Origin of the sequence: Kitasatospora setae KM-6054 (assembly GCF_000269985.1) — a bacterium.
Lineage (GTDB): Bacteria > Actinomycetota > Actinomycetes > Streptomycetales > Streptomycetaceae > Kitasatospora > Kitasatospora setae.
In genome coordinates this window covers 2027079-2050611 of sequence record NC_016109.1, presented here as the reverse complement: position 1 = coordinate 2050611, position 23533 = coordinate 2027079, and the positions used below count along the sequence as shown (strand labels likewise).

Below are 23533 nucleotides of genomic sequence, written 5' to 3'. Positions count from 1 at the left end.
ACGGCCCCCTCCCCGTTCCCGCCTCCCGTGTCCCACTCCGCGCACATGGTCTGATGAAACGTCAGGGTCGTGGCGTCGAGAGCGAGGCTGGTCGGGCATGCAGGTCGCGGTGATCGGGGCGAACGGTGCGATCGGCCGGTGCGTGGTGACCGAGGCGCTGGCGCGGGAGCACCGGGTGACGGCGGTGGTACGGCGGCCGGCGGAGTACCAGGGGCTGGCGATCAGCGTGGAGCGCGGGGACGTCCTCGATCCGGAGGACGTCGCGCGGGTCGCGGAGGGGCGGCAGGCGGTGGTGAGCGCGGTCGGCGGCGGGGACGGCCCGGGCCGGGGCCGGCTGGTGGAGCCCGCCGCGCACGCGCTGGTCGCGGGGCTGCGCCGACTCGGGGACGCCGCGCCGCGCCTGCTGGTGGTGGGCAGCGCGGGCAGCCTGCTCACCGCGTCCGGCACCCCGCTCTGGGACGAGCCCTCCGTCCCGCCCCGCCAGTTCGAGCTGATGCGCGCGCACGGCCGGGCACTGGACTACCTGCGCACCGTCCGCGACCTCGACTGGACGGTCCTCAGCCCCCCGCGGAACCTCCTCCCGGGCGAGCGCACCGGCAGCTACCGCCTCGCCGCCGACACCCTGCTGACCACCCCCGACGGCCTCTCCACCCTCTCCCTCCCGGACTTCGCCACCGCCCTGGTCGACGAACTCGAACACCCCGCCCACCACGGCGAACGCTTCACCTGCGGCTACTGACCCGCGCCGACCCACCCGGCGCGGACCGGCGCGCCCTCGCAGGGGCTGCGCTGCGGGCCGGCGTGGGCGCGGACGTCCTGGAGGAGGGCGTATTGGAGGACGCCGACCAGCAGGGCGGCGGGCAGGGCAGCGAGCAGCAGGCCGCCGGCCAGGCCGAGCGGGCGGGAGCGGTCCCGTCGCGTCCGGACGGCGAGCAGCAGGACCCAGAGTGTCGCGGCGGCGTTCAGCAGCAGCCCGGTCCAGGCCAGTACCAGTGCGTACCCGGGTACCCCGGGGCCGTCCAGGCAGCGCCGCATCAGTCGGGACACGCCGTTCTCGGCGTGCAGCGCGGGCCAGGCGCAGGCCCAGCCCGCGGCCATCACCGCCAGCGCGTACCTGCCCCGCAGTGGTCGTCCCGGCTCCGTCATTCCGTCCGTCCCCCCGTCGTGCCGACTCCCCGGCATTCTGTCGAACGCCGGGGAGCGGGAGGGGAGTCGGGGTCGGAGCCGGACCGGGGCCGGGGTCAGCCGAGTTGGATGGAGCGCTTGGCCAGGCCCATCCAGAAGCCGTCGATGACGCTGCGCTGGTCGCCGAGGTCGGCTTCGCCGGCGCCGAGGGTGACGAAGAGCGGGGCGAAGTGCTCGGTGCGGGGGTGGGCGAGGCGGCCGGCGGGGGCCTTGTGTTCGAAGTCGAGCAGGGCGTCGAGGTCGCGGGCTTCGAGGGCGCGGTGGCCCCAGTCGTCGAACTCGGCCATCACGGAGGAGATCCGGCCGTCGGGAGAGAGGGCGCGCAGGTTGTGGGTGAAGAAGCCGGAGCCGACGATCAGTACGCCCTCGTCGCGCAGCGGGGCGAGCTTGCGGCCGATCTCCATCAGCTTGCGCGGGTCGAGGGTGGGCAGCGAGACCTGGAGGACGGGGATGTCCGCGTCGGGGTACATCTCGACCAGCGGGACGTACGCGCCGTGGTCCAGGCCGCGGTCCGGCACGTCCTGGACGGGGGTGCCGGGGGCGTTCAGCAGTTTGCGGACGGAGGCGGCGAGTTCGGGGGCGCCGGGGGCGGCGTACCGCACCTGGTAGTAGTGCTCGGGGAAGCCCCAGAAGTCGTAGACCAGCGGGACGGTCTCGATCGCGCCGATCGCCAGCGGGGCCTCCTCCCAGTGCGCGGAGACCATCAGGATGGCCTTCGGGCGGGGCAGGTCGGCGGACCAGGCGGCGAGTTCGCCGGGCCAGATCGGGTCGTCGGCGAGCGGGGGCGCGCCGTGCGAGAGGTAGAGGGTGGGCATGCGCTCGGTGGTGGGGGTGCTCATGGGTCCGTCCTCCTGCTGCCGGCCTGTAGTTCAAATTTGAACCTTGTGCCTCCGAAGGTACACCCGAGTTCGAATTTGAACAACCGGAGTAGACTCCGGGGCATGGACGAACCCCGCTGGCTCAACGAGACCGAGATGGCCGCCTGGCGCGGGTTCGTCGCCGCCACCAACCTGGTCGCCCGCCGCCTGGAGCGCCAGCTCAAGGAGGACGCGGGGCTCTCCCACACCCAGTACGAGATCCTGGTGCAGCTCTCCGCCGCCCCCGGCGGCTCGCTCCGGATGACCGACCTGGCCGACCGCCTGATCACCTCCAAGAGCGGCCTCACCTACCAGGTCACCCAGCTGGAGAAGAGCGGCCTGGTCGCCCGCCGCTCCTGCCCGAGCGACGTCCGCGGCGTCTTCGCCGAGCTCACCGACCAGGGCTGGGCCGCCCTGCGCGCGGCCGCCCCCGGCCACGTCGCCGCCGTCCGCGAGGCCCTGATCGACGTCCTCACCCCGGCCCAGCTCGCCGCCCTCGCCGACAGCCTGGGCACCGTCAGCGACCGGCTGCGCGCCGCCGACTCCTGAGGCTGCCCGGACGCCCGGACGCCCGGACGCCCGGACGCCCGGACGCCCGGCGGCCCGGCCCGCCGGACCGTCCGGGCGGCCGGTCACAGCACCGCCGCCCGGACGCACAGCACGTCCGGCAGGTGGGAGGTGAGCAGCGACCAGTGCCCACCGCCGTCCGCGGAGCCGTAGACCTCGCCGTTGCGGTTGCCGAGGTAGACGCCCGCCGGATCGCCGTCGTCGGTGCACAGCGCGTCGCGCAGCACCACCCCGTAGTGCTCCTCGGCGGGCAGTCCGGCGCTCAGCGGCTGCCAGCTGCCGCCCGCGTCGGTGGTCCGGAACACCCGGCAGCGGCGGTCGGCCGGCAGTCGGGAGGTGTCGGCCTCCAGCGGGAACAGGTACGCGGTGCCCGGGTCGTGCGGGTGCGCGGCGACGCCGAAGCCGAAGTCGGCGGGCAGGCCGTCGCTGATCGGCCGCCACGACCGCCCGGCGTCGTCGCTGCGGTACACCCCGCCGTGGTTCTGCAGGTAGAGCCGGTCGGGGTCGCCGGCGTCCCGGGCGATCTTGTGCACGCACTGGCCGAACTCGGGGAACCGCTCCGGCAGGAAGTCGGCCCGCAGCCCGGTGTTGGACGGCTGCCAGCTCGCGCCGCCGTCGGCGCTCCGGTAGGCGCCGCCGGAGGAGACCGCGACCAGCAGCGCCGCCGGGTCGCGCGGGTCGGTGACCACCGTGTGCAGGCCCTGGCCGCCGTAGCCCGCGCCCCACCGCTCGCGCTGCGGGTGGTCCCAGAGCGCGTCGACCAGCTCGAAGCTCTCGCCGCCGTCGGCGGAGCGGAACAGCGCGGCCGGCTCGGTGCCCGCGTACACCACCCCCGGCGCCTCGTCGCCGGCCGGCTGCAACTGCCACACCCGCTCCAGCGAGGCGCCCGTCCGCTCCGGGAAGCGCAGCGCGGGCCGGGCGGGCCGCTGCCAGCTCGCGCCCAGGTCGTCCGACCAGGACACGGCGGGCCCCCAGTGGCTGCTGTCCGCCCCGACCAGCAGCCTGGTCCGGCCGCCGCGGCGGTCGATGCCCACCGCGTAGATCCCGTTCATCGCGAAGTGCGGGCCGCTGAACTCCCACTTCTCGCGGTCCGGGCTGCTGCGGCCCAGGAACAGGCCCTTCTTCGTCCCGACGGCCAGCAGGCCGCCCCGACCGTCCGGGCCGCCCCGGCCGTTTCGGTCGTCCGCCTCGTTCCGTACGTCGTTTCGTGCGTCGTTCCCCGCGCCGTTCCGTGCGTCGTTCATCGTTGCCCACCCGTCCGGAGGTTCGCTCGTGCGTGGTCCCGCAGCAGTGTGACGCAGGTCACTGACAATCACGCCCCGGTGCCCGTCCCGCCGACCGGGAATGCCCGCCGCCCCGCAGATGGTTTACAATTCAACAACAGGGAGGGCGTCCCGCCCCGAACGCCCCAGACGGAGGAGGACCCGATGGCATCCACGATCGACCTGCGCCGCGCCGACGAGCGCTACCGCACCCGGGCCGGCTGGCTGGACTCCAAGCACTCCTTCTCCTTCTCCCGGCACTGGGACCCGGCCAACACCCACTTCGGCCTGCTGCTGGTCTCCAACGACGACACCGTCGCCCCCGGCACCGGCTTCGACACCCACCCGCACCGGGACATGGAGATCATCACCTGGGTGCTCGACGGCGGCCTGGTCCACCAGGACTCCGAGGGCCACAACGGCGTCATCTACCCCGGCCTCGCCCAGCGGATGAGCGCCGGCAGCGGCATCCTGCACAGCGAGAAGAACGACTCCTGGACGCTCACCGGCGAGCCCGCCCACCGGGACCCGGTCCACTTCATCCAGATGTGGACCATCCCCGACACCGCCGGCATCGCCCCCGGCTACGAGCAGCTCGACATCAACGACCAGCTCGCCCGCGGCGGTTGGACCACCCTCGCGTCCGGCATGGGCAAGCACGCCAACCAGCGCGCGATCGGCATCCGGCAGAAGCACGCCGCCCTGCACGTCGCCCGCCTCCGCCCCGACGAGACCCTCGAACTCGCCACCGCCCCCTTCGTCCACCTCTACACCGCCCGCGGCGAGGCCGCCGTCGAAGGCGCCGGCCTGCTCCACCAGGGCGACGCCCTGCGCATCACCGCCGCCGAGGGCCAGCGCGTCACGGCCGGCCCCGAGGGCGCCGAACTCCTCCAGTGGGAGATGACCGCCACCCTCGACTGACCCGCAGTACCCACCCCACAGGCGGGGTGGGCACGGGTGATCGTTGACGCCTTGACACCGTCATGGTGTCATGGCTGCATGCTCTATGAGACGCCGGCGCTGCACGACATCGACGAAGCCGTGCTCGCGGAGATCGATGACATGCGCGACCGGCTGCGCCTGCACCTGCGCACGACCCGCCGCTGGGAAGGCCAGCTCCGGCGCAACCTCACCGCACGGGCCATCGCCGGATCGAACACGATCGAGGGCTACGCGGCGAGCGTCCCGGACGTCGAGGACATCATGGTCGGCGAAGCCCCGATCGAGGCGAGCGACACCGTCACCGCCGAGATCGAGGGCTACCGGCAGGCGATGACCTACATCCAGCGCCTGGCCGAAGCCGGGGAGGACTTCGCCTACAGCAAGGAACTGCTCAACGCCCTGCACTTCATGATGCAGGGTCACCACCTGCTCAAGCGCCCCGGGTGGTGGCGCACCGGCCCGGTCTACGTCACCTCGGCGGAAGATCCCACCATCGCGGCCTACACCGCACCCGACGCCGTGCTGGTGCCCGGGCTCACCGCGGAACTGGCCGAGTGGCTCAACGGCGGAGACCTGGACGCGCCGGCGCTGGTCCGGGCCTCGATGGCCCACCTCAACCTGGTCGCCGTCCACCCCTGGGCGGACGGCAACGGCCGGATGTCCCGTGCCCTGCACACCCTCGTGCTGGCCCGGGAGGGTGTCGTGGCGCCGGAGTTCTCCGGCATCGAGGAGTGGCTGGGCCGGGCCCGCAACACCTACCGCTACTACGACGTCCTCGCCGAGGTGGGAGGGCCGGTGTGGAGCCCGGAACGCGACACCCTGCCCTGGATCCGCTTCTGCCTGCGCGCCCACCACCAGCAGGCCCAGGCCGTCGAACGCCAGGTGAAGACGACCCGCGAGGTCTGGAGCGCCCTGGACGAAGCGGTCGAACGGCAGGGCCGGCCCGATCGGATGCTCTACGCGCTCTATCCGGCGGCCATGGGCAACCGGGTCCGCCGCGCCACCTACCAGGCCGACGCCGAGTTGAGCGAACAGCAGGCCCAGCGCGACATCCGCGAACTCGTCCGGGCCGGCTGGCTCGCCGCCAAGGGCGAGGCCCAGGGGCGCTACTACACCGCCGGCCCCGACCTGCCCGAAGGGATCACCGCCGAGGCGCGCAGGCCCCAGCCCCTGCGCGAGCCGTACCAGGGGCACTGAGCCGGTCCGCCCTCCACGCGCGTCCGTGGTCGGACGCCGTGCCCCGGGGCGGGGCGGGGACGCGGAAGGGGCGCCCGGGGTGAGCCGGGCGCCCCTTCGGCGCGGGGTGGGGCGATCAGTCCTGGGTGGCCTTCTGGGCGGCCACGCCGGCGTGGACCTCCGCCATGTCGAGCTTCCGGGCCTGGGCGATCAGGTCTTCCAGGGTGGCCTCGGGGAGGGCGCCGGGCTGGGCGAAGACCAGGACGCCCTCGCGGATGATCGCCAGGGTCGGAATCGACCGGATGTCGAACGCCGCGGCGAGCTCCTGCTGGGCCTCGGTGTCGACCTTCGCGAAGGTGATGTCCGGGTGCTTGTCGGACGTCCGCTCGAAGACCGGCGCGAACTGGCGGCACGGGCCGCACCAGGCCGCCCAGAAGTCGATCAGGACGAACTCCTTGTTGTCCTCACCCTGGACCACCTCGTCGAAGTTCTCCTTGGTCAATTCCACCGTGCTCATCATCGCCACCTGCCTCTCGCGTACCTGGCCCCGCGGTCCGGGCCCTTCGCCCGGCACAACCCCGTCACCAGCGGAACTATTCCGACGGCCGCGAGCGGTGAACACCCCGGCCGCGCCGTACGTACCCCCGGGCGAACCGGTCGAACCGGGACCGGAACGCACCCTCCCGGACGGGAGCACGCCGATGACCAGCACCAGCCGGACCCGCCGCCGCACCCTGCTCGCCGCCGGCACCCTCGCCGCCGCGGCCGCCCTGCTGGCCGGCTGCGGCGGTGGCGGTGGCTACTCGGCCGGCCGCACCGGGAACCCCGGGCCGAGCCAGGGCACCCTGACGACCGCGCACGACCCCGTCCTCGGCACCCTGGTCACCGACGGCCAGGGCCACACCCTCTACCGCTTCGACCGGGACGGCGACAGCCCGTCCGCCACCCACTGCACCGACGCCTGCGCCACCCGGTGGCCGCCCGAACTCGCCAACGGCAGCGGCGGCGCCGACCTCAAGGGCATCGACGCCAAGCTGGTCTCCACCGTCACCCGCCCCGACGGCAGTCGCCAACTCACCCTCTCCGGCTGGCCGTTGTACCGCTACGCCCCCGACACCAAGCCTGGCGAGACCAAGGGCCAGGGCGTCGACGGCACCTGGTTCGCCAGCACCCCCGACGGCGGCAGGGCGATGCCGGTCCCGACGAACGGCGGCACGCCGAGTACACCGGGCACGCCGGGCATGATGCCGACCGGCGGCTACTGAGCGCGGCGCGATGGCCGCGATGGCCGGCAGCGGCGGGACGGACGGGGGAGCGGGCCGTGGGGTGCGGCGCGGGCGCCCGAGCCGCACCCCTGGCACGGTTATCGACACCCGCCGGGCCGGACTTGAGACGCCACGGCGCCCGCGCCCGCCCCGTACGCCCCCGGCCCGCACGCCCCCGATCGCCGCGCCCCGGCTCGCGCGTGAGGATGGCGCCGTGGCCGACCCCCCGCGCGGCACCGGCCCCCGCGGCAGCGCCGAGGAGCAGGTGATGCGCGCCCTGTACCGCGAACACGCCGGAGCGCTGTACGGGATGGTGCTGCACCTGGTCGGCGGCGACCGGCAGCGCGCCGAGGACGTCGTCCAGGAGACCCTGGTGCGCGCCTGGCGCCACCTCGACCGGCTCGACCCGGCCCGCGGCAGCCCCCGCCCCTGGCTGGCCACCATCGCCCGCCGGATCGTCATCGACGGCCACCGCGGTGCCCGGGCCCGTCCGCGCGAGGTGCCGGAGAGCGCGCTCGACCGGCTCCCCGACCCGGACGCGCCCGCCGCCGACGACGAACTCGACCGCGCGCTGCGGCTGATCACGCTCACCGACGCGCTCGACTCGCTGTCCGCCGCGCACCGCGCCGCGATCACCGAGACCTACCTGCGCGGCCGCACCGCCACCGAGGCCGCCGCCGTCCTCGGCGTCCCGCCCGGCACCGTCCGCTCCCGACTGCACTACGCCCTGCGGGCCCTGCGGCTCGCCCTGGAGGAACGGGACGCCACGCCATGACCACCCAGCACCGCCCCGACGACCCGCCGGACGACCCGCACCCAGGCCCGCACCCAGGCCCGCACGCCGACCTCGGCGCCCACCTGCTCGGCGTCCTCGAACCCGACCGCGCCGCCCGCTTCGCCGACCACCTCGCGCACTGTCCGCGCTGCGCCGCCGAGGCCGCCGACCTCGCCCCCGCCACCGCGCTGCTCGCCGAACTCGCCGCGGACGCGGACCCTTCCGCGGCCCCTTCTGCGGCCCCGACCGAGTCGGCGGGGGAGGAGCGCCTGCTCGCCCGGGTGGCCGGCGAGCGGCGGCGGGCCCGGGTGCGGCGGCTGGTGCTGGCGGCCGTCGCGGCGGTGCTCGCGCTGGGCGGCCCCGCGGTCACCTGGGCGGCGCTGGACGGCGGTCCGGCCGCGCCCGTCGCCGCCCAGCGGTTCGGCGCCACCGACCCGGCCACCGGGGTGTCCGCCGCGGTCGGCGTCGACCCGGCCGCGTGGGGCAGCCGGATCACCCTCGACCTGTCCCACGTCCCCGGCCCGCGGACCTGCGAACTCGTCGCCGTCGGCACCGACGGCACCCGGCAGACCGTCACCACCTGGACCGTCCCGCCCACCGGCTACGGCGCCACCACCGACCTGCGCACCGGCGGCGGCAGCGGGCTGGCCCCCGGCGCGATCAGCCGCTTCGAGGTCCGCGCCGGAACGGCCGTCCTGGTCACCGTCCCCGTCCGGTGAACCGGCCCGGCCGCCCGGCCGCCCGGCCGCCCGGCGCACCGGAGCGGCACACTGGAGGGGAGGAGGCCACGCGGGCCCGGGCACCGCCCGCCGCGGGGCGCGTGGACGGCGGCGATGAACGACTTCCCCCTGCTCTGCCCGCGCTGCGGCCGGCCGCAGCGGGTCCTCCGCCAGGACGACCCGCACCGGCCCGTGCGCGTGGTGCACACCGAGACCGGACGCGAGACCTGCGCGGACGAGGACGAACCCGCCAGCGAACCACCCACCGACCCCGAACGGTCCGGGCTCGACCGCTGCTGACCCGGAACCGCCCCCCGCTCCCGCCTGGCCGCCCGGGCCGGCCGGGCGCACCCTGGTAGGGACCGGTCCGAACGCCCCGCACGCACCCGGGAGGTGGCGGCCATGATGAGGACGCTGGTCGGATGGCACATCGAGATGGAGTTCCAGGAGGACGGCGACCGCACCAGGGCCGCCGCCCTGGTCCGCCTCTCCGACGGCACCGAACTGCGCGGGCACGGCAGTTCCACCCGGCACCACGACGACAGCCCGCAACTGCGGGTCGGCGAGGAGGTGGCCGGTGCCCGCGCGCTCAACGACCTCGCCATGCAACTGCTCGGCAAGGCCCACGACGAGGTCACCCGCCCCACCGGCGACCCGATGGCCCCGCTGATGTGGCGCGACGTGACCTGACCGGAGCCCGGCCTCAGAGCTCGCCGAGCGGCACCGCCGGATCGGCCAGCCGCTCCGCGTCCACCGGCCGCCCGGAGCGCACCAGTTCGCGGATCGGATCGGTGACGTCCCAGACGTTGACGTTCATGCCCGCCAGCACCTTCCCGCCCGCCAGCCAGAACGCGATGAACTCCCGCCCGGCGACGTCGCCCCGGAACACCACCCGGTCGTAGCCGCCGGGCTCCGCGTAGCCGGTGTACTCCATGCCCAGGTCGTACTGGTCAGTCGAGTGGACACCCCAGCACATCGTCTGACGTGCGGGGATTCCCGACCGACCGGAGACTGTGGTCATGGCCGAGGCCGTCCAAGAAGAAGTTGATCTCTACCTGCGGAAGTCCAAGAAGGTCCGCACGGAGGACCCGCGCGACCTGCTGTCGGTGCAGACACAGGAGGAGTTGGGCCGGGCCTGGGCCGACAAGAACGGCAAGAGCGTCCGCAAGGTCTGGGTGGACAACCTGTCGGCGTGGTCGGACGTGAAGCGGCCCGAGTTCGACAACGCCGTGTCGGACGTGCTGGCCGGTGAGGTCCCGATCCTGTGGTGCGCGTTCCTGGACCGCTTCACCCGCAAGGGCGCGGAAGAGATCGTGCCCATCCTGGGCAAGGCCCGGGTGATCTTCGACTACGAGGGGCTGGACAGCTCGATCGAGCGGGACCGCCGGTGGATTCTCGACCGGGCCGAGCAGGCCCGGGAGTTCTCCCAGCGCCTCAGCTTCAACCTGCGCTCCACCAAGGCCACCCAGCGCAAGGCGGGCAAGTGGCTGGGCAAGGTGCCGTACGGCTTCGACCTGGACGGCCCCGACACGCGGAAGCTGGTCAACAGCGCCGACACCTGGCGGTACGTGCTGCACGTCTTCGAGAGCCTGGCGCTCGGCGTGCCCGCCCGGATGCTGGTCCGCGCGCTCAACTCGGGCCCCCACCCGATCCCTTCGCCGGGCGGCGGGGAGTGGCAGGCGTCCACCATCTCCAAGATGGTGTGGCACCCCGTCTACGAGGGCTGGCAGGTGATGGTCGCCCAAGGAGCCACCACCGGTGAGGACGCGGTGTTCCGCCACCCGGAGACGGGGGAGCGCGTCAGCGTGCTCGCCCCCGGCGCGGAGCCGGTCCCGCCCGACACCGTGCGCAAGGCCCGCGCCGCCATGCGCGGCCACATGCGCTACGAGACGCAGCCGAGCAGCCGGAAGTACCACCTGCTGACCGATCTCGCGCGCTGCGCCGGGTGCCGTGGCGCAGCCTCCGGCGGCAGGAGCCATGTGTGCGCCCGCCACGCCGCCGGAAAGTCCTGCCCGGCCCCGGTGAGCGTGAAGCGGACGACCCTGGAGCAGTACGTCACGCTCGCGTGGTTCTCCCGGGTCAACTCCGGGGACGCGGAGGACGAACTGCTGTGGATCGCTGCGGAGCGCTACGCGGGCCTACAGGACCCGGCGGGGGCCGAGGCGCTGGCGGAGGCCCTGGCCGCCGAGAAGGCCGCCCGAGTGCGTGTGCAGCGCATCGCCGAGCAGCAGGCGGCGGGCATGTACGACCCTCCGTTCGACGTCCACCTACCCCGCCTCCAGGCCGAGGCCCGCGCGGCACTCCAGACGGTCACCGAGCAGGTTGCGGCGTGCGCGCCGAAGCGACTGGACATCGGATGGTTGCTGGAGCACGAACAGACCGAGGAGGCATGGGAAGCGGCGGACCTGCCGCTGCGACGGGACCTGCTGCGCCTGGCCATTCGGCGGGTGGTGGTGGCCAAGGGCGTTCGAGGTCAGAACGGCCTCAGCCCGGACCGGGTGGAGATCCACTGGCTGGACCTACCGGACCCGTGGGAGGTGAGGGAGGAGCTTCCTGCGCTCTGAGTGCTGCCATCACAGGCCCCGTCGGGTACCGCCCGGCGGGGCCTCGCTGTGTTCGGCCCCGCTGCGGGCCGCTCGCGCAGCTCGGGGGGCGAAAAACATCCCCCCTCTGATAACTCCCTTTACACGTATGAAGAGTTACTGAGAGGGGCAGTTTTTTGCCCCTGGAAGAGGGGTAGAAAACACACCCCCGGACCAGACTTCCTCTACGCATGTAGGGAGTTACCGGAGGGGGGTGGTTTTTCGCCCCGTAGGGTTGTTACCCGCCGCAGCTATACACAAGTAGAAGAAGTGAGGGCCTGACGGCCCGCCAGCTTCGCGCGTCGCGGTACCGGCGCGGTTCTGATCTCGGCCTTCGCCGGTCGAGCGGGCACCGTGCCGGGTGCTGCTCCCGGCGGGGGCCGTTTCTTCGTACCGGCCCGTCGTGGCTTCCCCCGACCCCCTCCTGCCGTGCTTCTTCCGGCGGGAGGGCGGCGCGCCGCCGAGTGGTCTCCCCGGGTCTCTCTCCTGCCCGTGGTCGAGCGTTCCTCGGCGGTGCGCCCCTCTCGTTCCCTGACCGGCCGACAGGCCGGTTTCCCCTCCGGCGGGCTCGCCGGTCTCTCTCATTTCCCGTTCGGCCTGCACAGGTGCAGGTGTGATCTCTGGAGTCCTCTGTGTTCGATTCGGTTCGCATGCGCGATCGGCGCAAGCGCCTGGGGCTGACGCTCGCTCAGCTCGCGGTGCCGCTCGGTGTCCACGAGGCGACCGTGGGCCGCTGGGAGGGCGGTGCGGTGGAGCCCTCGGTGTCGCGGGTGGTGGCGCTGGCCGCCGCGCTGCGGGTGCCGTTCGAGGCGCTGCTCAAGCCCGTTCCCGCTTCTGTGCGGCGGGTGTACTCCGCTGCTGAGGCCGTGCGCTGTCGGCAGCCCGGGGCGGTCCGTGGAGAGGCCGGGCGGGCTGCCAGGCCGTTCCCGTACGCGGGTGCTGCCGCTGTCCGCCAGGTGGCGGCATGAGTGCCGTCGTGCGGGCCCTGGAGGCCGCTTCCGTTGTGCAGCCCGCCCCGCCGGTCGGCCGCCTGGTCAAGGCCGCGCCCGAGCCGGTGGAGGCCGCTCAGGGGCCGTCCGGGGGCTCGCCCGGCGCTCCTGCCGGTCGGCCCGGGGTGACGCCCGCCGAGTTGGAGAACTGGCAGCTTCGTGCGGCGCTGGCCCACGGCATCCCGGCCGACCACGCGCAGCGCCTCACTGGCGGCTCGCCGGCCGAGGTGATGGCCGACGCGGAGAGTTTCGCCCGGACGATCCGGGAGGCCAGGGGGCCGGTCCTGCGGACCCGTCCGACGCCGGTCATGGGCGGGGGATCGAACCTGCCGGTCGGCGAGTTCAGCGCGGCCCGGTTCGCCGCCGCCATCCTCAAGCGCCGGTACGGCGCGTGAAACACGCCCCCAACACTCCTACTCAGAAAGGCCGTTGAATGGCCAACATACTCGGTGCCGAAAGCCCTGTCGCGGCGGTGGGCGTCGCCCTGCTCAAGCAGCTCGGCGTCCTCGCCCCTCTGGTCTACCGCGACGCGGAGAAGGACTTCGGGGGCCGCTCCGGCACCACGGTCTCCATCCCCGTGCCCCACGCGATCCCGGCCGCCGACTTCGACGGCGTGAACAAGTTCTCCGCTGCCGGTGAGGACCTGGTGGAACTCAAGATCACCGCCTCGCCCTACAGCGCGGTGCCGATCACCGACGAGGAGAACACGTTCACGCTGATGAACTACGCAACACAGGTCCTCGCCCCGCAGGTTGACGGTGTGGCGCGGGCGCTGGAGGCGGTGGTGGCGAAGCCGATGAACGCTCTCATCGCGGCGGTGAAGGACACCGACACCGCGCAGGTCATCGACCCCGCACGGGCGTTGGACTTCGTGGCCGACGCCTCGGTGATGCTGGATCAGCGGGACATCCCGGACGAAGGCCGGTACCTGGTGGTCGCACCGGAGATCAAGGCGTTCTTCCTCAAGGACGAGGGGCTGCGGCAGGCCGACAAGGCCGGTGGCACCGACGAACTGCGCCGGGGGCAGATCGCGGACGTGCACGGCTTCAAGGTCATCGCGTCCAACCAGATCAAGGGCGGCGCGGTGGCGTTCGTCCGGGAGGCGTTCGCTCTCGCGGTCCGGGCACCCCGGGCGATGGAGGGTGCGGCCTGGTCGCAGGCCGAGGTGCAGGACGGCTACGCGCTGACGGTGACGCGGGACTTCGACCTGTCCAGCCATTCGGACGTGTCGCTGGTGAAGTCGTTCGGCGGCGCGAAGCTGGTGGACGCCAACCGGGCCGTTGCCTTCAAGCTGAAGGCTTCCTGACGTGCCGTCGGTACTCGGGGAGCCCCTGCGGCTGGCCTATCGGTGAGGGGCAGTCGGGAACAAGGGGGCGGTGGGCGATGAGCGGCGAGGGTGTCCGACCAAGGGGCCTGGCACTCGGCTCACCAGGGCGAGGCGAGGCGGTGCCGCTGTGCGGGCGGCCGGGCTGTCGATTCGTCCGGCGTCGGCGCGCCGACCGGTCGGCGGACCGCTACTGTTCCGCGCCGTGCCGTCAGTGGGTTCGGGCGGTCGAGCGGCTGGAGGCGCGGCCGGTCGGCACCGAGCGCTCCGCGCAGGCCGACCGGTTGGTGTCGGCGCTCGTTGCCCTGGACGCGCGTACGCGTCCCGCCGATCGGTTGAGCCGCGCGGCCATGTCGGCGGTGCTGCCTCCCGCATGAGCGGAGCGCTCGCACGCCGCGCCGCGATGCCCGCCGACTCGGCTGCCTGCAACGGAACCTGTCACAGCGGAGCTTGCCGCAAGCGCAATGCGCAGAGCACTGGGGCCGGTGCAGAGGCCGGAAGGGCCCAGCGCCCTCCGGGGGTGGGGGGTGACCCCCTCCGCGAAGGCTTCCGCTGCACCACGTCAAAGCGAGAAAAGCCGTGCGTGCGCCCGCCGGTTCCACTTCCCATGCGAGTAACGAGGTACCACGTTGAGTAATCGTCAGTTGGCGTCGGCGGACCTGCTCACTGCCTGGTCCGAGGCGTTCGATCTGACCCCCGAGGCACTGCACGCTGTCGGACTGGCAGGTGAACACCTGGACACCGCAGAGGCGTTGGATGCGCAGGTAGAGCGGGATGGCCTGATGGTGCCCGGTGACCGGGGCGGCATGAAGCTGCACCCAGCCGTCGCCGAGGCCCGCCACCAGCGCGCCGCCGCCGTCGCGGTGTTGCGCGCGATGGTGCCTCCGCCACCCGAGGACGCCGAGGCCGAGCGGCTGTCCAAGTCCGCGCAGGCCCAGCGTGCCGCCCGTGCGCGTTGGAGCCGGGGATGATCCGGCGGACCGGGCGACGGCCCCTGTCAGTGTCACTGGACCCGGCCGTGGACGCCGGGCGCGCGGCCGAGATCCACGAGGATCACGCGCTGTACAACCGGCTGCGGGGCGGTGAGAGCGAGCCGGTGAGTTGCCCCTGCGGATGCCTTCCTGTCGTCCCGTCAGGTTCCGGCCGGCAGCGGGCGCGGGGTCCGGTGATCCCCCGGTGACCGGGTGACAGATCGTCCCGCCCGCAGCATGCTTGGTGCCCTGACTGATCCGAGGGGAGAAGTACATGGCGCGGCGCTTGCGCGTGATCGGCAGCACCTCCGGGGTGGGGGACTGTCCGACGCTGTACGATGACGTGGACAGCGGCGAGGTGTTGGTGCAGGGTGACGCGGTGACGGACCCGCAGGACGTGGCGCAGCTCAAGCACATCAAGGACGGCGAGGCGTTCGTGGTGGTGCCCCGCGAACTGCTGGTGAACTTCGCGCCGAGAGAGGCCGTTCACGTGCCCGAGTTCGTGCCGCAGCAGAAGATCACCGAGTTCATCAACGACGGCTTCGAGCACACCGCTTGGCGGCTGGAGACCCGGACCGGCTACCTGTCGGACAAGCAGATGCCGTCGTACGCGGAGTTCCTGGCGACCGGCGACACCGCCGGGGAAGTCGGACACCCGTGGTTCGACAACGTGCGCCGCATGGTCGGCAAGGGCAAGCGGTTCGAGCGGGTGCGGCTGGTGGACAACCCGCCGACCGAGGGACAGCGCTACCTCCTGGCGTGTGCCCGGACGAACGTCGCGGCCGGTGAGGACATCCGCTGCATGTGGCGCTCGGACGCCGGGGCGGCTGGCCTTGACGGGCTGTCGGACTTCTGGCTGTTCGACTCCCGGACGGTGGCGCGGTTCCACTTCGAGGGTGAGCGCACGGTGGGCATGGAGCTGATCACGGACCCGTTGGAGGTGCTGCGGGCCTGCCAGGCGCGGGACGCCGCGTGGCACCACGCCAAGCCGTACGCCGAGTTCCTGACTGAGGTACCGTCCGCCATGTGAGCACGGACTTTCAGCAGGCCAGGGCGGCGCTCGGGGCCCGCATGCGGGAGCTGCGGGAGTCGTGCGTACAGCCGGGTGGCCGCAGGCTGTCCGGCCGGGCGCTCGCCGCCCGGCTGGGCTGGCCGCAGTCTAAGGTCAGCAAGCTGGAGAACGGCCGCCAACTCCCCACCATGGCGGACGTGAGGGCCTGGGCGGAGGCAGTGGGCCACCCGGAGGCCGTGGCCGAACTGGCGGGCCGCCTACGGACGGTGGAGACGCAGTACCGGTCGTACCGGCGGCAACTCGCCGGTGGGGCCGTCCCGGTGCAGGAGGCCCACGCCGCGCAGGGCGCGCGGACGAGGGTCCGCCGATCGTTCGACCTGACATTGGTCCCGGGCCTGTTGCAGACGGCCGGGTACGCCTGGGCGGTGCTGGAGCGGTTCCGGACGATCCACCCGTCCATCCGGGACGTGGGTGCCGCCGTGGACAAGCGGATGGAGCGACAAAGCGTCCTCCGGGAGCGTGACCGGTCGTTCCACTTCCTGCTCTGGGAAGGCGCGTTGGTATCGCGGCTGGCGTTGGACGCCGTGATGCTCGATCAGCTCGAATGCCTGGTTCCGTGGCTGGCCCAGCCTCACGTGCGCCTCGGGATCGTCCCGTTCGATGCGGCGTTGGAGGTACCCGCCATGGTCGGGTTCAGCATCCACGACGACACCTTGGTGATCACGGAGTCCTACCACGCGGAGATGTGGTTGGACGACCCTGCGGACGTGGCGATCCACCGCAGGACGTGGGACGCGCTGGAGGCGTCCGCGCTGTACGGGGCCGACGCCCATCGGGTGATCGTCCGCGCAGCTCGGCGGCTGCGCGAGAATCATTGAGAATCACTCGGCTCTTGGGCAACCGGCCGGTCCTAGCTTCCTGCTGACGGGATTTCACCGCAGGTAGGGAGCGAGCGTGGGCAGGATGCCGACCCAACAGCGCCAGCGAGGCCGTGCCACGAAAGCGGAGATGGCCAGGATGCTGGCCGACTACCGGGGCAACGCCGCCCGCAGGGCCGAAACCCGCTACCCGCTGCCCCTCGACTGCCCGTGCCCGCACCCGGCGTGCCAGGCGCAACGCGCTTGGCTGGAAGGCTGGTTGGCGGAGCAGGAGGCCCGGCGTGCCTGAATCCGAGGAGCAGAAACCGGAACCGGACAGCGCCCCTGACAGCACGTCGGCCGAGGCGGAGGACTCGCCCACCATGGCGCGGCTGCGCCCGGAGGTACGCCGGATCAACGGGCGGTCGGAATGGCTGTGACCGCCCCGATAGGCGAGCCGCCCCCGCGCCGCCGACGCGGCATCCCGCGCCGACCCCCGACCCGGAGACGAACCGTGGACCGACCCGACGACCACCGGCCCGAGACCGAGCGGACCCCGCCCCGAGGCATGCAGCAGGACGGGGACGCGCTGCCCACCATCGAGGCCCCGGAGCCCCCGCGCTGGCTGCCCGCGCACCGCTCGTGCGTCCGGGACGAGGAACCGCCGGGGGAGTAGCCCGCACAGACGGCCCCGCCGCCGAGGGGAAAGGGTCTCCCCAAGGGAATCCGGCGGCGGGGCTGCCCACCCCGGCCCCGTGCCGTGCACCCCCGGACCGGCACGGGGCCGGACACCACACCGAGGAACGATGGACGCACGCGAGCGCCTGCGGGCAGAACTGGCCGGACTGGAACCGGCGGAGTTCGAGCGCCGAGCGGCACGGCTCAGGCCCCGGGACGCGGGTCTCACGGAGGCGGACGGCGAGCACCTGCCGTATGTGGTCGCGGCCCTCCGGCGGGAGCTGGGCCACCCGGAGCCGAGGGCCAGCACGGGCGCGTACTGGGTCGGTGTCGGCCTGCTGCTCGCCCTGGTGGCCCTGCTGATCATCCGGGCCGTGGCGGGGCACTGACTGGGCCGTGCCGGGCTCAGACGTCGGTCAGGGGCACCCCGGGGTCGGCGAGCCGGTCGGCATCGACCGGGCGGCCGGAGCGGACGAGTTCCCGGATCGGGTCGGTGACGTCCCAGACGTTCATGTTCATCCCGGCCAGCACCCGGCCGCCCTTCAACCAGAACGCCACGAACTCGTTGGCCTCCACGTCGCCCCGGAAGACCACCCGGTCGTAGTCGCCGGGCTCCACGTAGCCCGTGTATTCCATGCTCAGCTTGTCCCGGGAGGGCACGTCCTCGTTAGGATGCCGGGGTGTCCACTCGGCATCGGTGAAGAAGTACGGGACGCGGTCGTACACGGCCGCCTTGCCGAGCATCGAGGCCGCCGCCACGGCCGGCTGGTTCAGCGCGTTCGCCCAGTGCTCGACCCGGACCGGCCGGCCGAACAGCGGGTGGAAGGCGTTCGCCACGTCGCCCGCCGCGAACACGTCCGGGTGCGAGGTGGCCAGGTGCTGGTCGGTCCGCACCCCGTTGTCCACGGCCAGGCCCGCCGCCTCGGCCAGCGCCGTGTTCGGGCTGATCCCGACGCCCACCAGCAGCACGTCCGCCGGGACGGTGCTCCCGTCGCCCAGCCGCACCCCGTCCGCCCGCAGCTCCTCGACCCGGACGCCGAACCGCAGGTCGACGCCGTGCGCCCGGTGCAGGTCGGCGAAGACCCGGGCGGCCTCCCGGCCCAGCACCCGCAGCAGCGGCAGCTCGGCCGCCTCCAGCACCGTCACCTCGGCGCCGGCCGTGCGGGCCGCGGCCGCCGCCTCCAGGCCGATCCAGCCCGCGCCGACGATCACCACCCGGGCGCCCGGACGGAACGCCGCCCGCAGCCCCTCGCTGTCGCCGACCCGCCGCAGCGTCCGCACGAAGTCGCCGTCGCCGCCCGGCACCGGCAGCGCGCGCGGCGCCGAACCCGTCGCCAGCAGCAGCTTCGAGAACGGCAGCCGCTCGCCGTCCGCCAGCGTCACGGTGTGCCCGCCCGGGTCGACCGCGGTGGCCGCCGCGCCCGTCCGCAGCACCACCTCGTGCCGCTCGTACCAGTCGGCCGGGTGGACGTAGATCTTCTCCTTCTCCTCCTTGCCCAGCAGGTACCCCTTGGAGAGCGGCGGCCGCTCGTACGGCCGCTCGGCCTCGTCGCCGACCAGGGTGACCGGCCCCCGGTAGCCCTCCGCCCGCAGCGCCTCGGCGGCCTTCGCCCCGGCCAGGCCCGCCCCGACGATCACGATCCCGGTGTCCATGCCCACGTCCCTTCTGGCGGCGGCGTCCCCTTGTACGCCCTCCTGCGCCCGACCATGGCACCGGCCCGCGCCCGACCGGGGGAACCGCGCCGGTGCGCGGTCCGGCGGGCCGCCGATCCGCCCGCGAGGCGGTACCGGCCCCGGGCCGGACGGCGGCCTAGGCTGGGGCGGGTCCGGCCGCCCCGGCCGGCGGAGCGTCGAAGGGAGCCCGCGGGATGGTGGAGCGAACGGCCACGGTGCGCTGCGTACCCGCGGTGCCGTGCTGGGTCGGCCTGACCGCGCGCAGCCTCGCGGCCGCCCAGGACTTCTACGGACCGCTGCTCGGCTGGGAGTTCACCCCCGGCCCGGACCGCTGGGGCCGCTACCTGCGGGCCGTCGTCGACGGCGTCGAGGTCGCCGGGTTGAGCGAGCTCGCCACCGACTGGGAGCGCCCGGTCGCCTGGACCACCTACTTCGGCATCGAGAGCGCCGACCGCGCCGCCGACGGCGTCCGCGAACGCGGCGGCACCCTCGCCGTCGGCCCGCTCGCCTTCGACGCCGGCCGGGTCGCCCTCGCCGCCGACCCGTTCGGCGCGACCTTCGGCATCTGGGAGGGCGACGCCCAGGGCGGCGGCGACGGCGCCGGCACCCCCCGCCCCGCGCTCCCCGGCGCCCCCGCCTGGATCGAACTGCGCACCGCCGACCCGTTCGCCGCCGCCCTCTTCTACGGCGAGGTGTTCCGCTGGGACGGCCGCGACCCGGCCCGGTTCGAGGTCCGCTACGAGCACGAACGCGTCGTGCTGCGCTCCGAGGACCGCAGCGTCGCCGCGCTGCGCGCCGCGAAGGACCTCGCCCCGCACTGGGAGGTCTTCTTCGCCGTCGCCGACACCGACGGCGCCGCCCGCCGGGCCGCCCGCCTCGGCGGCCGCGTCCTCGACGGCCCCGCCGACTCCCCCTACGGCCGGGTCGCCCGGCTCGCGGACGCGGAGGGCGGGCACTTCTCGGTGCTGGGGCCCGCGATCTGACCCGTCCGGAACGGGGACCGGCGGGGCCGCGCGCTCGGCGCTCAGCGGGCGAGCGTCGGCAGGAAGAGCCGGTGCATCGCTTCGGGCAGCTCCGCCGGGTGGCTGATCGGGCGGGGGAAGTCGAAGCGGGCGTCCAGCACGCTGTGCGGGCCGAGCAGGCGCAGGCGCAGGCCGTGGCGGTCGAGGGCGATCGGGCGGACCGCGTGCGGGTGTTCGCCGGCGGGCCAGTTGCGGGGCGGGCCGTCCGGGAGGTCGAGGGCGCTCGCGCCGAGCAGCAGGAGTTGTTCGGCGTGCGCGGCGGCCAGGTGCTGGAGCAGGCCGGCCTCCTCGGCGGCGACCGGGTCGCTGCTCGCGGCGGCCACCTCGGCCGGGTCGACGCAGCACTCGGAGCCCCACAGGTCGTCCAGTGCCAGGTGTTCGGGGACGAGCCGGAGCAGGACGCCGTCGTGGCCGTGGTGGTGCGGGAAGAGCGCGGCGGGGTGTTCGCCGGGGGAGCGGGAGAGCAGGCCGCGGACCGCGAGTCGGCCGCGGACGCGGTGCGGGACGGCGACGGGGGCGACGTCCACGCAGTCGAGCGCGGCGGCGAGCGGCTCGCGGGCGAGGGCGGTGATCCGGTGCAGCGCGGACTCGCGGCCGACCAGGAGCGCCACCGTCCCGTCCGGTCGCGGCGCGCAGGCGGCCAGCGGGGGCAGGCCGGGGCGGGCGGCGAGGTCGGCGCCGCGGACGTCCAGGACCACGGAGGAGGCGAACTCCAGCAGGGTGCGGGCGCGTTCGGCGGCGGACGGGCGGCGGGCGGGCTGGGGCAGCACCAGAAGCCTCCTTCTTGGTTAGGTAAGGCTAACCTAATAGAGGAGGAGGTGGGGGGTCCAGGGGGCGGGCCGGGTCAGTCGCCGATCCGCCCGTCCGGCGCGCCCAGCATCCGCAGCACCAACTGCCCGTACCGGCGCCCCAGCTCCTCCGGGGTCTCGCTGCTGCGCTCGGTGTACCAGCGCGAGACGTCGATGCCGAGCGAGGTGACCGCGCGGGCCGCCGTGCGCTGGTCCGGGACGCGGAACAGGCCGGCGGCGGCCCCGGCCGCGATGATCCGCAGCACCGTCTCCTCGATCCGGACCCGCAGTTCGGCGACGGCCGCGAAGTCCTCCTCCGGCAGCGCGTGCAGCTCGTGGTTGATGATCCGGCCCAGGGTGTGGCCGCGCGCGTGCCAGGCGGTGAACGACTCGGCGAGGGCGCGCATCCGCTCCACCGGGTCGGTGCCGGCCGCCTCGGCCCGCTCCACCAGCTCCAGGGCGACCCGGTGGCCGGTGCGGGAGATCTCGGCGAGCAGCGCCGCCTTCGACGGGTAGTGGATGTACAGCGCGGCCGGGCTCATCCCGGCGGCGGTGGCGATGTCCCGGGTGGTGGTGGCGTGGTAGCCGCGGCGGGCGAAGGAGTCCACGGCGGCCAGCAGCAGCCGCCGGGCGGCCTCGGTGCGCTCCCCGTCGCCGGGCCAGAGCGCGGCGGTGGCTGGGTCGATCATGGAACCATCCTCCCAGACTGGTCCGACGCGGACCGGCGGGCCGGACCGGCGCTCCGCGGCGCGGGTCGTGGCATGGGCCGTGGCGCGGGCCCTGGCGCGGGTCGTGGCGTGGGACGGGCCGGCGGGTCGGTGTGCGGCGGGTCGCCGGTTGACAGTGTCGCCCGCCGCAAAGATGCTAAGCAAGCGCTTAGTCACATCCGGTCCGAGAGGTGCGAGGTACGGCGATGGCAGTGTCGTTCGAGGGCAAGGTGGCCGTGGTCACCGGCGCGAGCCGGGGCATCGGGTTCGGCATCGCCCGGGAGCTGGTCCGGCGCGGGGCGAGGGTCTGCCTCACCGCGCGCACCGAGGAGACCCTGGCCGAGGCCGTCGCGGCCCTCGGCGGCCCCGCCCACGCGATCGCCGTCCCCGGCAGGTCCGACGACCCGGCGCACCAGGACGAGGCCGTCGCCCGCGTGCTGGACGCGTACGGCCGCCTCGACCTGCTGGTCAACAACACCGGCATCAACCCCGTCTACGGTCCGCTGCTGGACACCGACCCGGCCGCCGCCGCGAAGATCCTCGCCGTCAACGTGCTCGCCCCGCTCGCCTGGACCCGGCGCGCGCACGCCGCCTGGATGGCCGAGCACGGCGGCGCCGTCGTCAACGTCGCCTCCATCGCGGGCATCCGGACCTCCGGCGGCATCGGCATGTACGGGGTCTCCAAGGCCGCGCTGATCCGCCTCACCATGGAGCTCGCCGCCGAACTCGGCCCCGGCGTCCGGGTCAACGCGGTCGCGCCCGCCGTCGTCAAGACCAGGTTCGCCGAGGCGCTCTACGCGGGCCGCGAGGAGGAGGTCGCCCGCGCCTACCCCCTCGGCCGCCTCGGCCTCCCCGAGGACGTGGCCGGCGCCGCCTGCTTCCTGCTCTCCGAGGACGCCGGCTGGATCACCGGCCAGACCCTGGTCGTCGACGGCGGCATCACCCTCGGCGGCGGGCTGTAGCCGCCGGCTACCGGTACTTCGCCAGCTCGCGGCGGGCCAGCGACCGCCGGTGCACCTCGTCGGGGCCGTCGGCCAGCCGCAGGGTGCGGTTGCCGGCCCAGAGCTGGGCGAGCGGGGTGTCCTGGCTGACGCCGGCCGCGCCGTGCGCCTGGACGGCCTTGTCGAGGATCCACTCGACGGTGGACGGGACGGCGATCTTGATGGCCTGGATCTCGGTGTGGGCACCCCGGTTGCCGACGGTGTCCATCAGCCAGGCGGTCTTCAGGACCAGCAGCCTGGCCTGCTCGATCCGGACCCGGGCCTCGGCGATCCAGTCCCGGACCACGCCCTGGTCGGCGAGCGGACGGCCGAACGCCACCCGGGAGTTCACCCGGCGGCAGGTCAGTTCGAGGGCGCGTTCGGCGATGCCCAGGGCCCGCATGCAGTGGTGGATCCGGCCGGGGCCGAGGCGGGCCTGGGCGATGGCGAAGCCCGCGCCCTCCGCGCCGATCAGGTTCGCGACCGGCACCCGGACGTCCTCGAACACCACCTCCGCGTGGCCGCCGTGGTCGTCGTCCGGGTAGCCGAACACCCGCATGCCGCGCACCACCCGCACGCCCGGGGTGTCGCGCGGGACGAGCACCATCGACTGCTGGCGGCGGGGCTCGGCGGCCGGGTCGGTCTTGCCCATCACGATGAGGACCTTGCAGTCCGGGTTCATCGCCCCGGTGATGTACCACTTGCGGCCGTTGACCACGTACTCGTCGCCGTCGCGCTCGATCCGGGTGGTGATGTTGGTGGCGTCCGAGGAGGCGACGTCCGGTTCGGTCATCGCGAACGCCGAGCGGATCTCGCCGTCGAGCAGCGGCCGCAGCCAGCGCTCGCGCTGGGCGGGGGAGCCGAACTGGGCGAGCAGCTCCATGTTCCCGGTGTCGGGGGCCGCGCAGTTGAGCGCGGGCGGGGCCAACAGGACGGAGCGGCCGGTGAGTTCGGCCAGCGGGGCGTACTGCAGGTTGGTCAGCCCGGCGCCGCCCTCCCCCGGGAGGAAGAGGTTCCACAGGCCGCGGGCCTTCGCGGCGGCCCGCAACTCGCCGACCACCGGGGGGATCGACCACGGTGCGCGGTCCGGGTCGGCGAGCTGGGCGGCCAGCACCGGTTCGGCGGGGTAGACGAACTCGTCCATGAAGGCGGTGAGTTCGGCGATGAGCCCGGTGGTCCGGGCGTCGTGGGTGAAGTCCAC

The 23533-nt window shown here is 73.9% G+C and carries 29 protein-coding genes and 1 pseudogene; 21 read left to right on the top strand and 9 right to left on the bottom strand.

What is annotated here, in order from left to right:
- Window positions 1-97: 97 nt before the first annotated feature.
- Window positions 98-739: an NAD(P)-dependent oxidoreductase gene (locus KSE_RS09080; protein WP_014134992.1), complete on the top strand. Its 642-nt coding sequence runs from the start codon at window positions 98-100 to the stop codon at window positions 737-739.
- On the opposite strand, the gene KSE_RS09075 is transcribed toward KSE_RS09080, so the two are convergent.
- A complete protein-coding gene (locus KSE_RS09075) occupies window positions 733-1146 on the bottom strand; it encodes a hypothetical protein (protein WP_014134991.1) in 414 nt (137 codons plus the stop codon). The genes KSE_RS09080 and KSE_RS09075 overlap by 7 nt on opposite strands.
- Before the next feature lie 95 nt (window positions 1147-1241).
- Complete coding sequence (locus KSE_RS09070; protein WP_014134990.1) at window positions 1242-2024, bottom strand: dioxygenase family protein; 783 nt, start codon at window positions 2022-2024, stop codon at window positions 1242-1244.
- 102 nt (window positions 2025-2126) lie between these two features.
- Between KSE_RS09070 and KSE_RS09065 the strand changes: the two genes are divergently transcribed.
- Window positions 2127-2591, top strand: coding sequence for a MarR family winged helix-turn-helix transcriptional regulator (locus tag KSE_RS09065; protein WP_014134989.1), 465 nt, complete (start codon window positions 2127-2129; stop codon window positions 2589-2591).
- An 83-nt stretch (window positions 2592-2674) separates the two neighbouring features.
- On the opposite strand, the gene KSE_RS09060 is transcribed toward KSE_RS09065, so the two are convergent.
- A complete protein-coding gene (locus tag KSE_RS09060; protein WP_014134988.1) occupies window positions 2675-3853 on the bottom strand; it encodes a WD40/YVTN/BNR-like repeat-containing protein in 1179 nt (392 codons plus the stop codon).
- A 183-nt stretch (window positions 3854-4036) separates the two neighbouring features.
- On the opposite strand from KSE_RS09060, the gene KSE_RS09055 reads away from it, so the two are divergent.
- Entirely contained in the window at window positions 4037-4792 is a 756-nt protein-coding gene (locus tag KSE_RS09055; RefSeq protein WP_014134987.1) for a pirin family protein, read from the top strand.
- A 78-nt stretch (window positions 4793-4870) separates the two neighbouring features.
- Window positions 4871-6010, top strand: a complete 1140-nt coding sequence (locus KSE_RS09050) for a Fic family protein (protein WP_014134986.1) — start codon at window positions 4871-4873, stop codon at window positions 6008-6010.
- Window positions 6011-6125: 115 nt separating this feature from the next.
- Here the strand turns inward: KSE_RS09050 and trxA are convergent, their stop codons facing one another.
- The gene (trxA, locus tag KSE_RS09045) at window positions 6126-6515 is read right to left on the bottom strand and encodes a thioredoxin (RefSeq protein WP_269450288.1); all 390 of its coding nucleotides are present in this window, start codon (window positions 6513-6515) and stop codon (window positions 6126-6128) included.
- 175 nt (window positions 6516-6690) lie between these two features.
- Between trxA and KSE_RS38270 the strand changes: the two genes are divergently transcribed.
- The 5 genes from KSE_RS38270 to KSE_RS09020 all read left to right on the top strand — a co-directional run bounded on the left by KSE_RS38270 (window position 6691) and on the right by KSE_RS09020 (window position 9438).
- Complete coding sequence (locus KSE_RS38270) at window positions 6691-7254, top strand: hypothetical protein (RefSeq protein ID WP_148283077.1); 564 nt, start codon at window positions 6691-6693, stop codon at window positions 7252-7254.
- Between the two features lie 214 nt (window positions 7255-7468).
- The gene (locus tag KSE_RS09035) at window positions 7469-8029 is read left to right on the top strand and encodes a sigma-70 family RNA polymerase sigma factor (protein ID WP_014134983.1); all 561 of its coding nucleotides are present in this window, start codon (window positions 7469-7471) and stop codon (window positions 8027-8029) included.
- Window positions 8026-8748 (top strand): zf-HC2 domain-containing protein, encoded by a 723-nt coding sequence (locus KSE_RS09030; protein WP_014134982.1) that lies wholly within the window; start codon window positions 8026-8028, stop codon window positions 8746-8748. Before KSE_RS09035 ends, KSE_RS09030 begins: the two co-directional genes overlap by 4 nt.
- Window positions 8749-8862: 114 nt before the next feature.
- Complete coding sequence (locus KSE_RS09025) at window positions 8863-9048, top strand: hypothetical protein (protein ID WP_014134981.1); 186 nt, start codon at window positions 8863-8865, stop codon at window positions 9046-9048.
- Between the two features lie 102 nt (window positions 9049-9150).
- A complete protein-coding gene (locus KSE_RS09020) occupies window positions 9151-9438 on the top strand; it encodes a DUF1876 domain-containing protein (RefSeq protein ID WP_014134980.1) in 288 nt (95 codons plus the stop codon).
- Between the two features lie 13 nt (window positions 9439-9451).
- On the opposite strand, the pseudogene KSE_RS09015 reads toward KSE_RS09020, so the two are convergent.
- Window positions 9452-9703: pseudogene (locus tag KSE_RS09015) on the bottom strand (oxidoreductase C-terminal domain-containing protein); the annotation flags it as partial.
- Between the two features lie 64 nt (window positions 9704-9767).
- Here KSE_RS09015 and KSE_RS09010 point away from each other — a divergent pair.
- The 10 genes from KSE_RS09010 to KSE_RS08970 all read left to right on the top strand — a co-directional run bounded on the left by KSE_RS09010 (window position 9768) and on the right by KSE_RS08970 (window position 17550).
- Entirely contained in the window at window positions 9768-11312 is a 1545-nt protein-coding gene (locus tag KSE_RS09010; protein ID WP_014134978.1) for a recombinase family protein, read from the top strand.
- Window positions 11313-11962: 650 nt separating this feature from the next.
- On the top strand, window positions 11963-12298 hold the full coding sequence (locus KSE_RS38265; RefSeq protein WP_014134977.1) for a helix-turn-helix domain-containing protein: 336 nt from the start codon (window positions 11963-11965) through the stop codon (window positions 12296-12298).
- Entirely contained in the window at window positions 12295-12714 is a 420-nt protein-coding gene (locus tag KSE_RS09000; RefSeq protein ID WP_014134976.1) for a hypothetical protein, read from the top strand. The genes KSE_RS38265 and KSE_RS09000 overlap by 4 nt, the downstream gene beginning before the upstream one ends.
- Before the next feature lie 38 nt (window positions 12715-12752).
- The gene (locus KSE_RS08995) at window positions 12753-13625 is read left to right on the top strand and encodes a P22 phage major capsid protein family protein (protein ID WP_014134975.1); all 873 of its coding nucleotides are present in this window, start codon (window positions 12753-12755) and stop codon (window positions 13623-13625) included.
- A 647-nt stretch (window positions 13626-14272) separates the two neighbouring features.
- Complete coding sequence (locus tag KSE_RS08990) at window positions 14273-14614, top strand: hypothetical protein (protein ID WP_014134973.1); 342 nt, start codon at window positions 14273-14275, stop codon at window positions 14612-14614.
- 274 nt (window positions 14615-14888) lie between these two features.
- Window positions 14889-15644, top strand: a complete 756-nt coding sequence (locus tag KSE_RS08985; protein WP_014134971.1) for a DUF6879 family protein — start codon at window positions 14889-14891, stop codon at window positions 15642-15644.
- Window positions 15641-16504 (top strand): helix-turn-helix domain-containing protein, encoded by an 864-nt coding sequence (locus KSE_RS08980; protein WP_014134970.1) that lies wholly within the window; start codon window positions 15641-15643, stop codon window positions 16502-16504. The genes KSE_RS08985 and KSE_RS08980 overlap by 4 nt, the downstream gene beginning before the upstream one ends.
- Before the next feature lie 281 nt (window positions 16505-16785).
- Window positions 16786-16923, top strand: coding sequence for a hypothetical protein (locus KSE_RS42745; RefSeq protein WP_157850049.1), 138 nt, complete (start codon window positions 16786-16788; stop codon window positions 16921-16923).
- Between the two features lie 74 nt (window positions 16924-16997).
- Entirely contained in the window at window positions 16998-17159 is a 162-nt protein-coding gene (locus KSE_RS42740) for a hypothetical protein (RefSeq protein WP_014134968.1), read from the top strand.
- 130 nt (window positions 17160-17289) lie between these two features.
- On the top strand, window positions 17290-17550 hold the full coding sequence (locus KSE_RS08970) for a hypothetical protein (protein ID WP_014134967.1): 261 nt from the start codon (window positions 17290-17292) through the stop codon (window positions 17548-17550).
- 16 nt (window positions 17551-17566) lie between these two features.
- Here KSE_RS08970 and KSE_RS08965 read toward each other — a convergent pair whose 3' ends face one another.
- The gene (locus tag KSE_RS08965) at window positions 17567-18814 is read right to left on the bottom strand and encodes an NAD(P)/FAD-dependent oxidoreductase (RefSeq protein WP_014134966.1); all 1248 of its coding nucleotides are present in this window, start codon (window positions 18812-18814) and stop codon (window positions 17567-17569) included.
- 215 nt (window positions 18815-19029) lie between these two features.
- Between KSE_RS08965 and KSE_RS08960 the strand changes: the two genes are divergently transcribed.
- The gene (locus KSE_RS08960; protein WP_014134965.1) at window positions 19030-19818 is read left to right on the top strand and encodes a VOC family protein; all 789 of its coding nucleotides are present in this window, start codon (window positions 19030-19032) and stop codon (window positions 19816-19818) included.
- 41 nt (window positions 19819-19859) lie between these two features.
- Here the strand turns inward: KSE_RS08960 and KSE_RS08955 are convergent, their stop codons facing one another.
- Both KSE_RS08955 and KSE_RS08950 read right to left on the bottom strand, forming a co-directional pair.
- On the bottom strand, window positions 19860-20627 hold the full coding sequence (locus tag KSE_RS08955; RefSeq protein ID WP_014134964.1) for a DUF2470 domain-containing protein: 768 nt from the start codon (window positions 20625-20627) through the stop codon (window positions 19860-19862).
- A 74-nt stretch (window positions 20628-20701) separates the two neighbouring features.
- Window positions 20702-21334: a TetR/AcrR family transcriptional regulator gene (locus tag KSE_RS08950; RefSeq protein WP_014134963.1), complete on the bottom strand. Its 633-nt coding sequence runs from the start codon at window positions 21332-21334 to the stop codon at window positions 20702-20704.
- Between the two features lie 224 nt (window positions 21335-21558).
- Here KSE_RS08950 and KSE_RS08945 point away from each other — a divergent pair, with 224 nt between their 5' ends.
- Window positions 21559-22314, top strand: coding sequence for an SDR family oxidoreductase (locus KSE_RS08945; RefSeq protein ID WP_033258007.1), 756 nt, complete (start codon window positions 21559-21561; stop codon window positions 22312-22314).
- Window positions 22315-22321: 7 nt separating this feature from the next.
- On the opposite strand, the gene KSE_RS08940 is transcribed toward KSE_RS08945, so the two are convergent.
- The gene (locus tag KSE_RS08940) at window positions 22322-23533 is read right to left on the bottom strand and encodes an acyl-CoA dehydrogenase family protein (protein WP_014134961.1); all 1212 of its coding nucleotides are present in this window, start codon (window positions 23531-23533) and stop codon (window positions 22322-22324) included.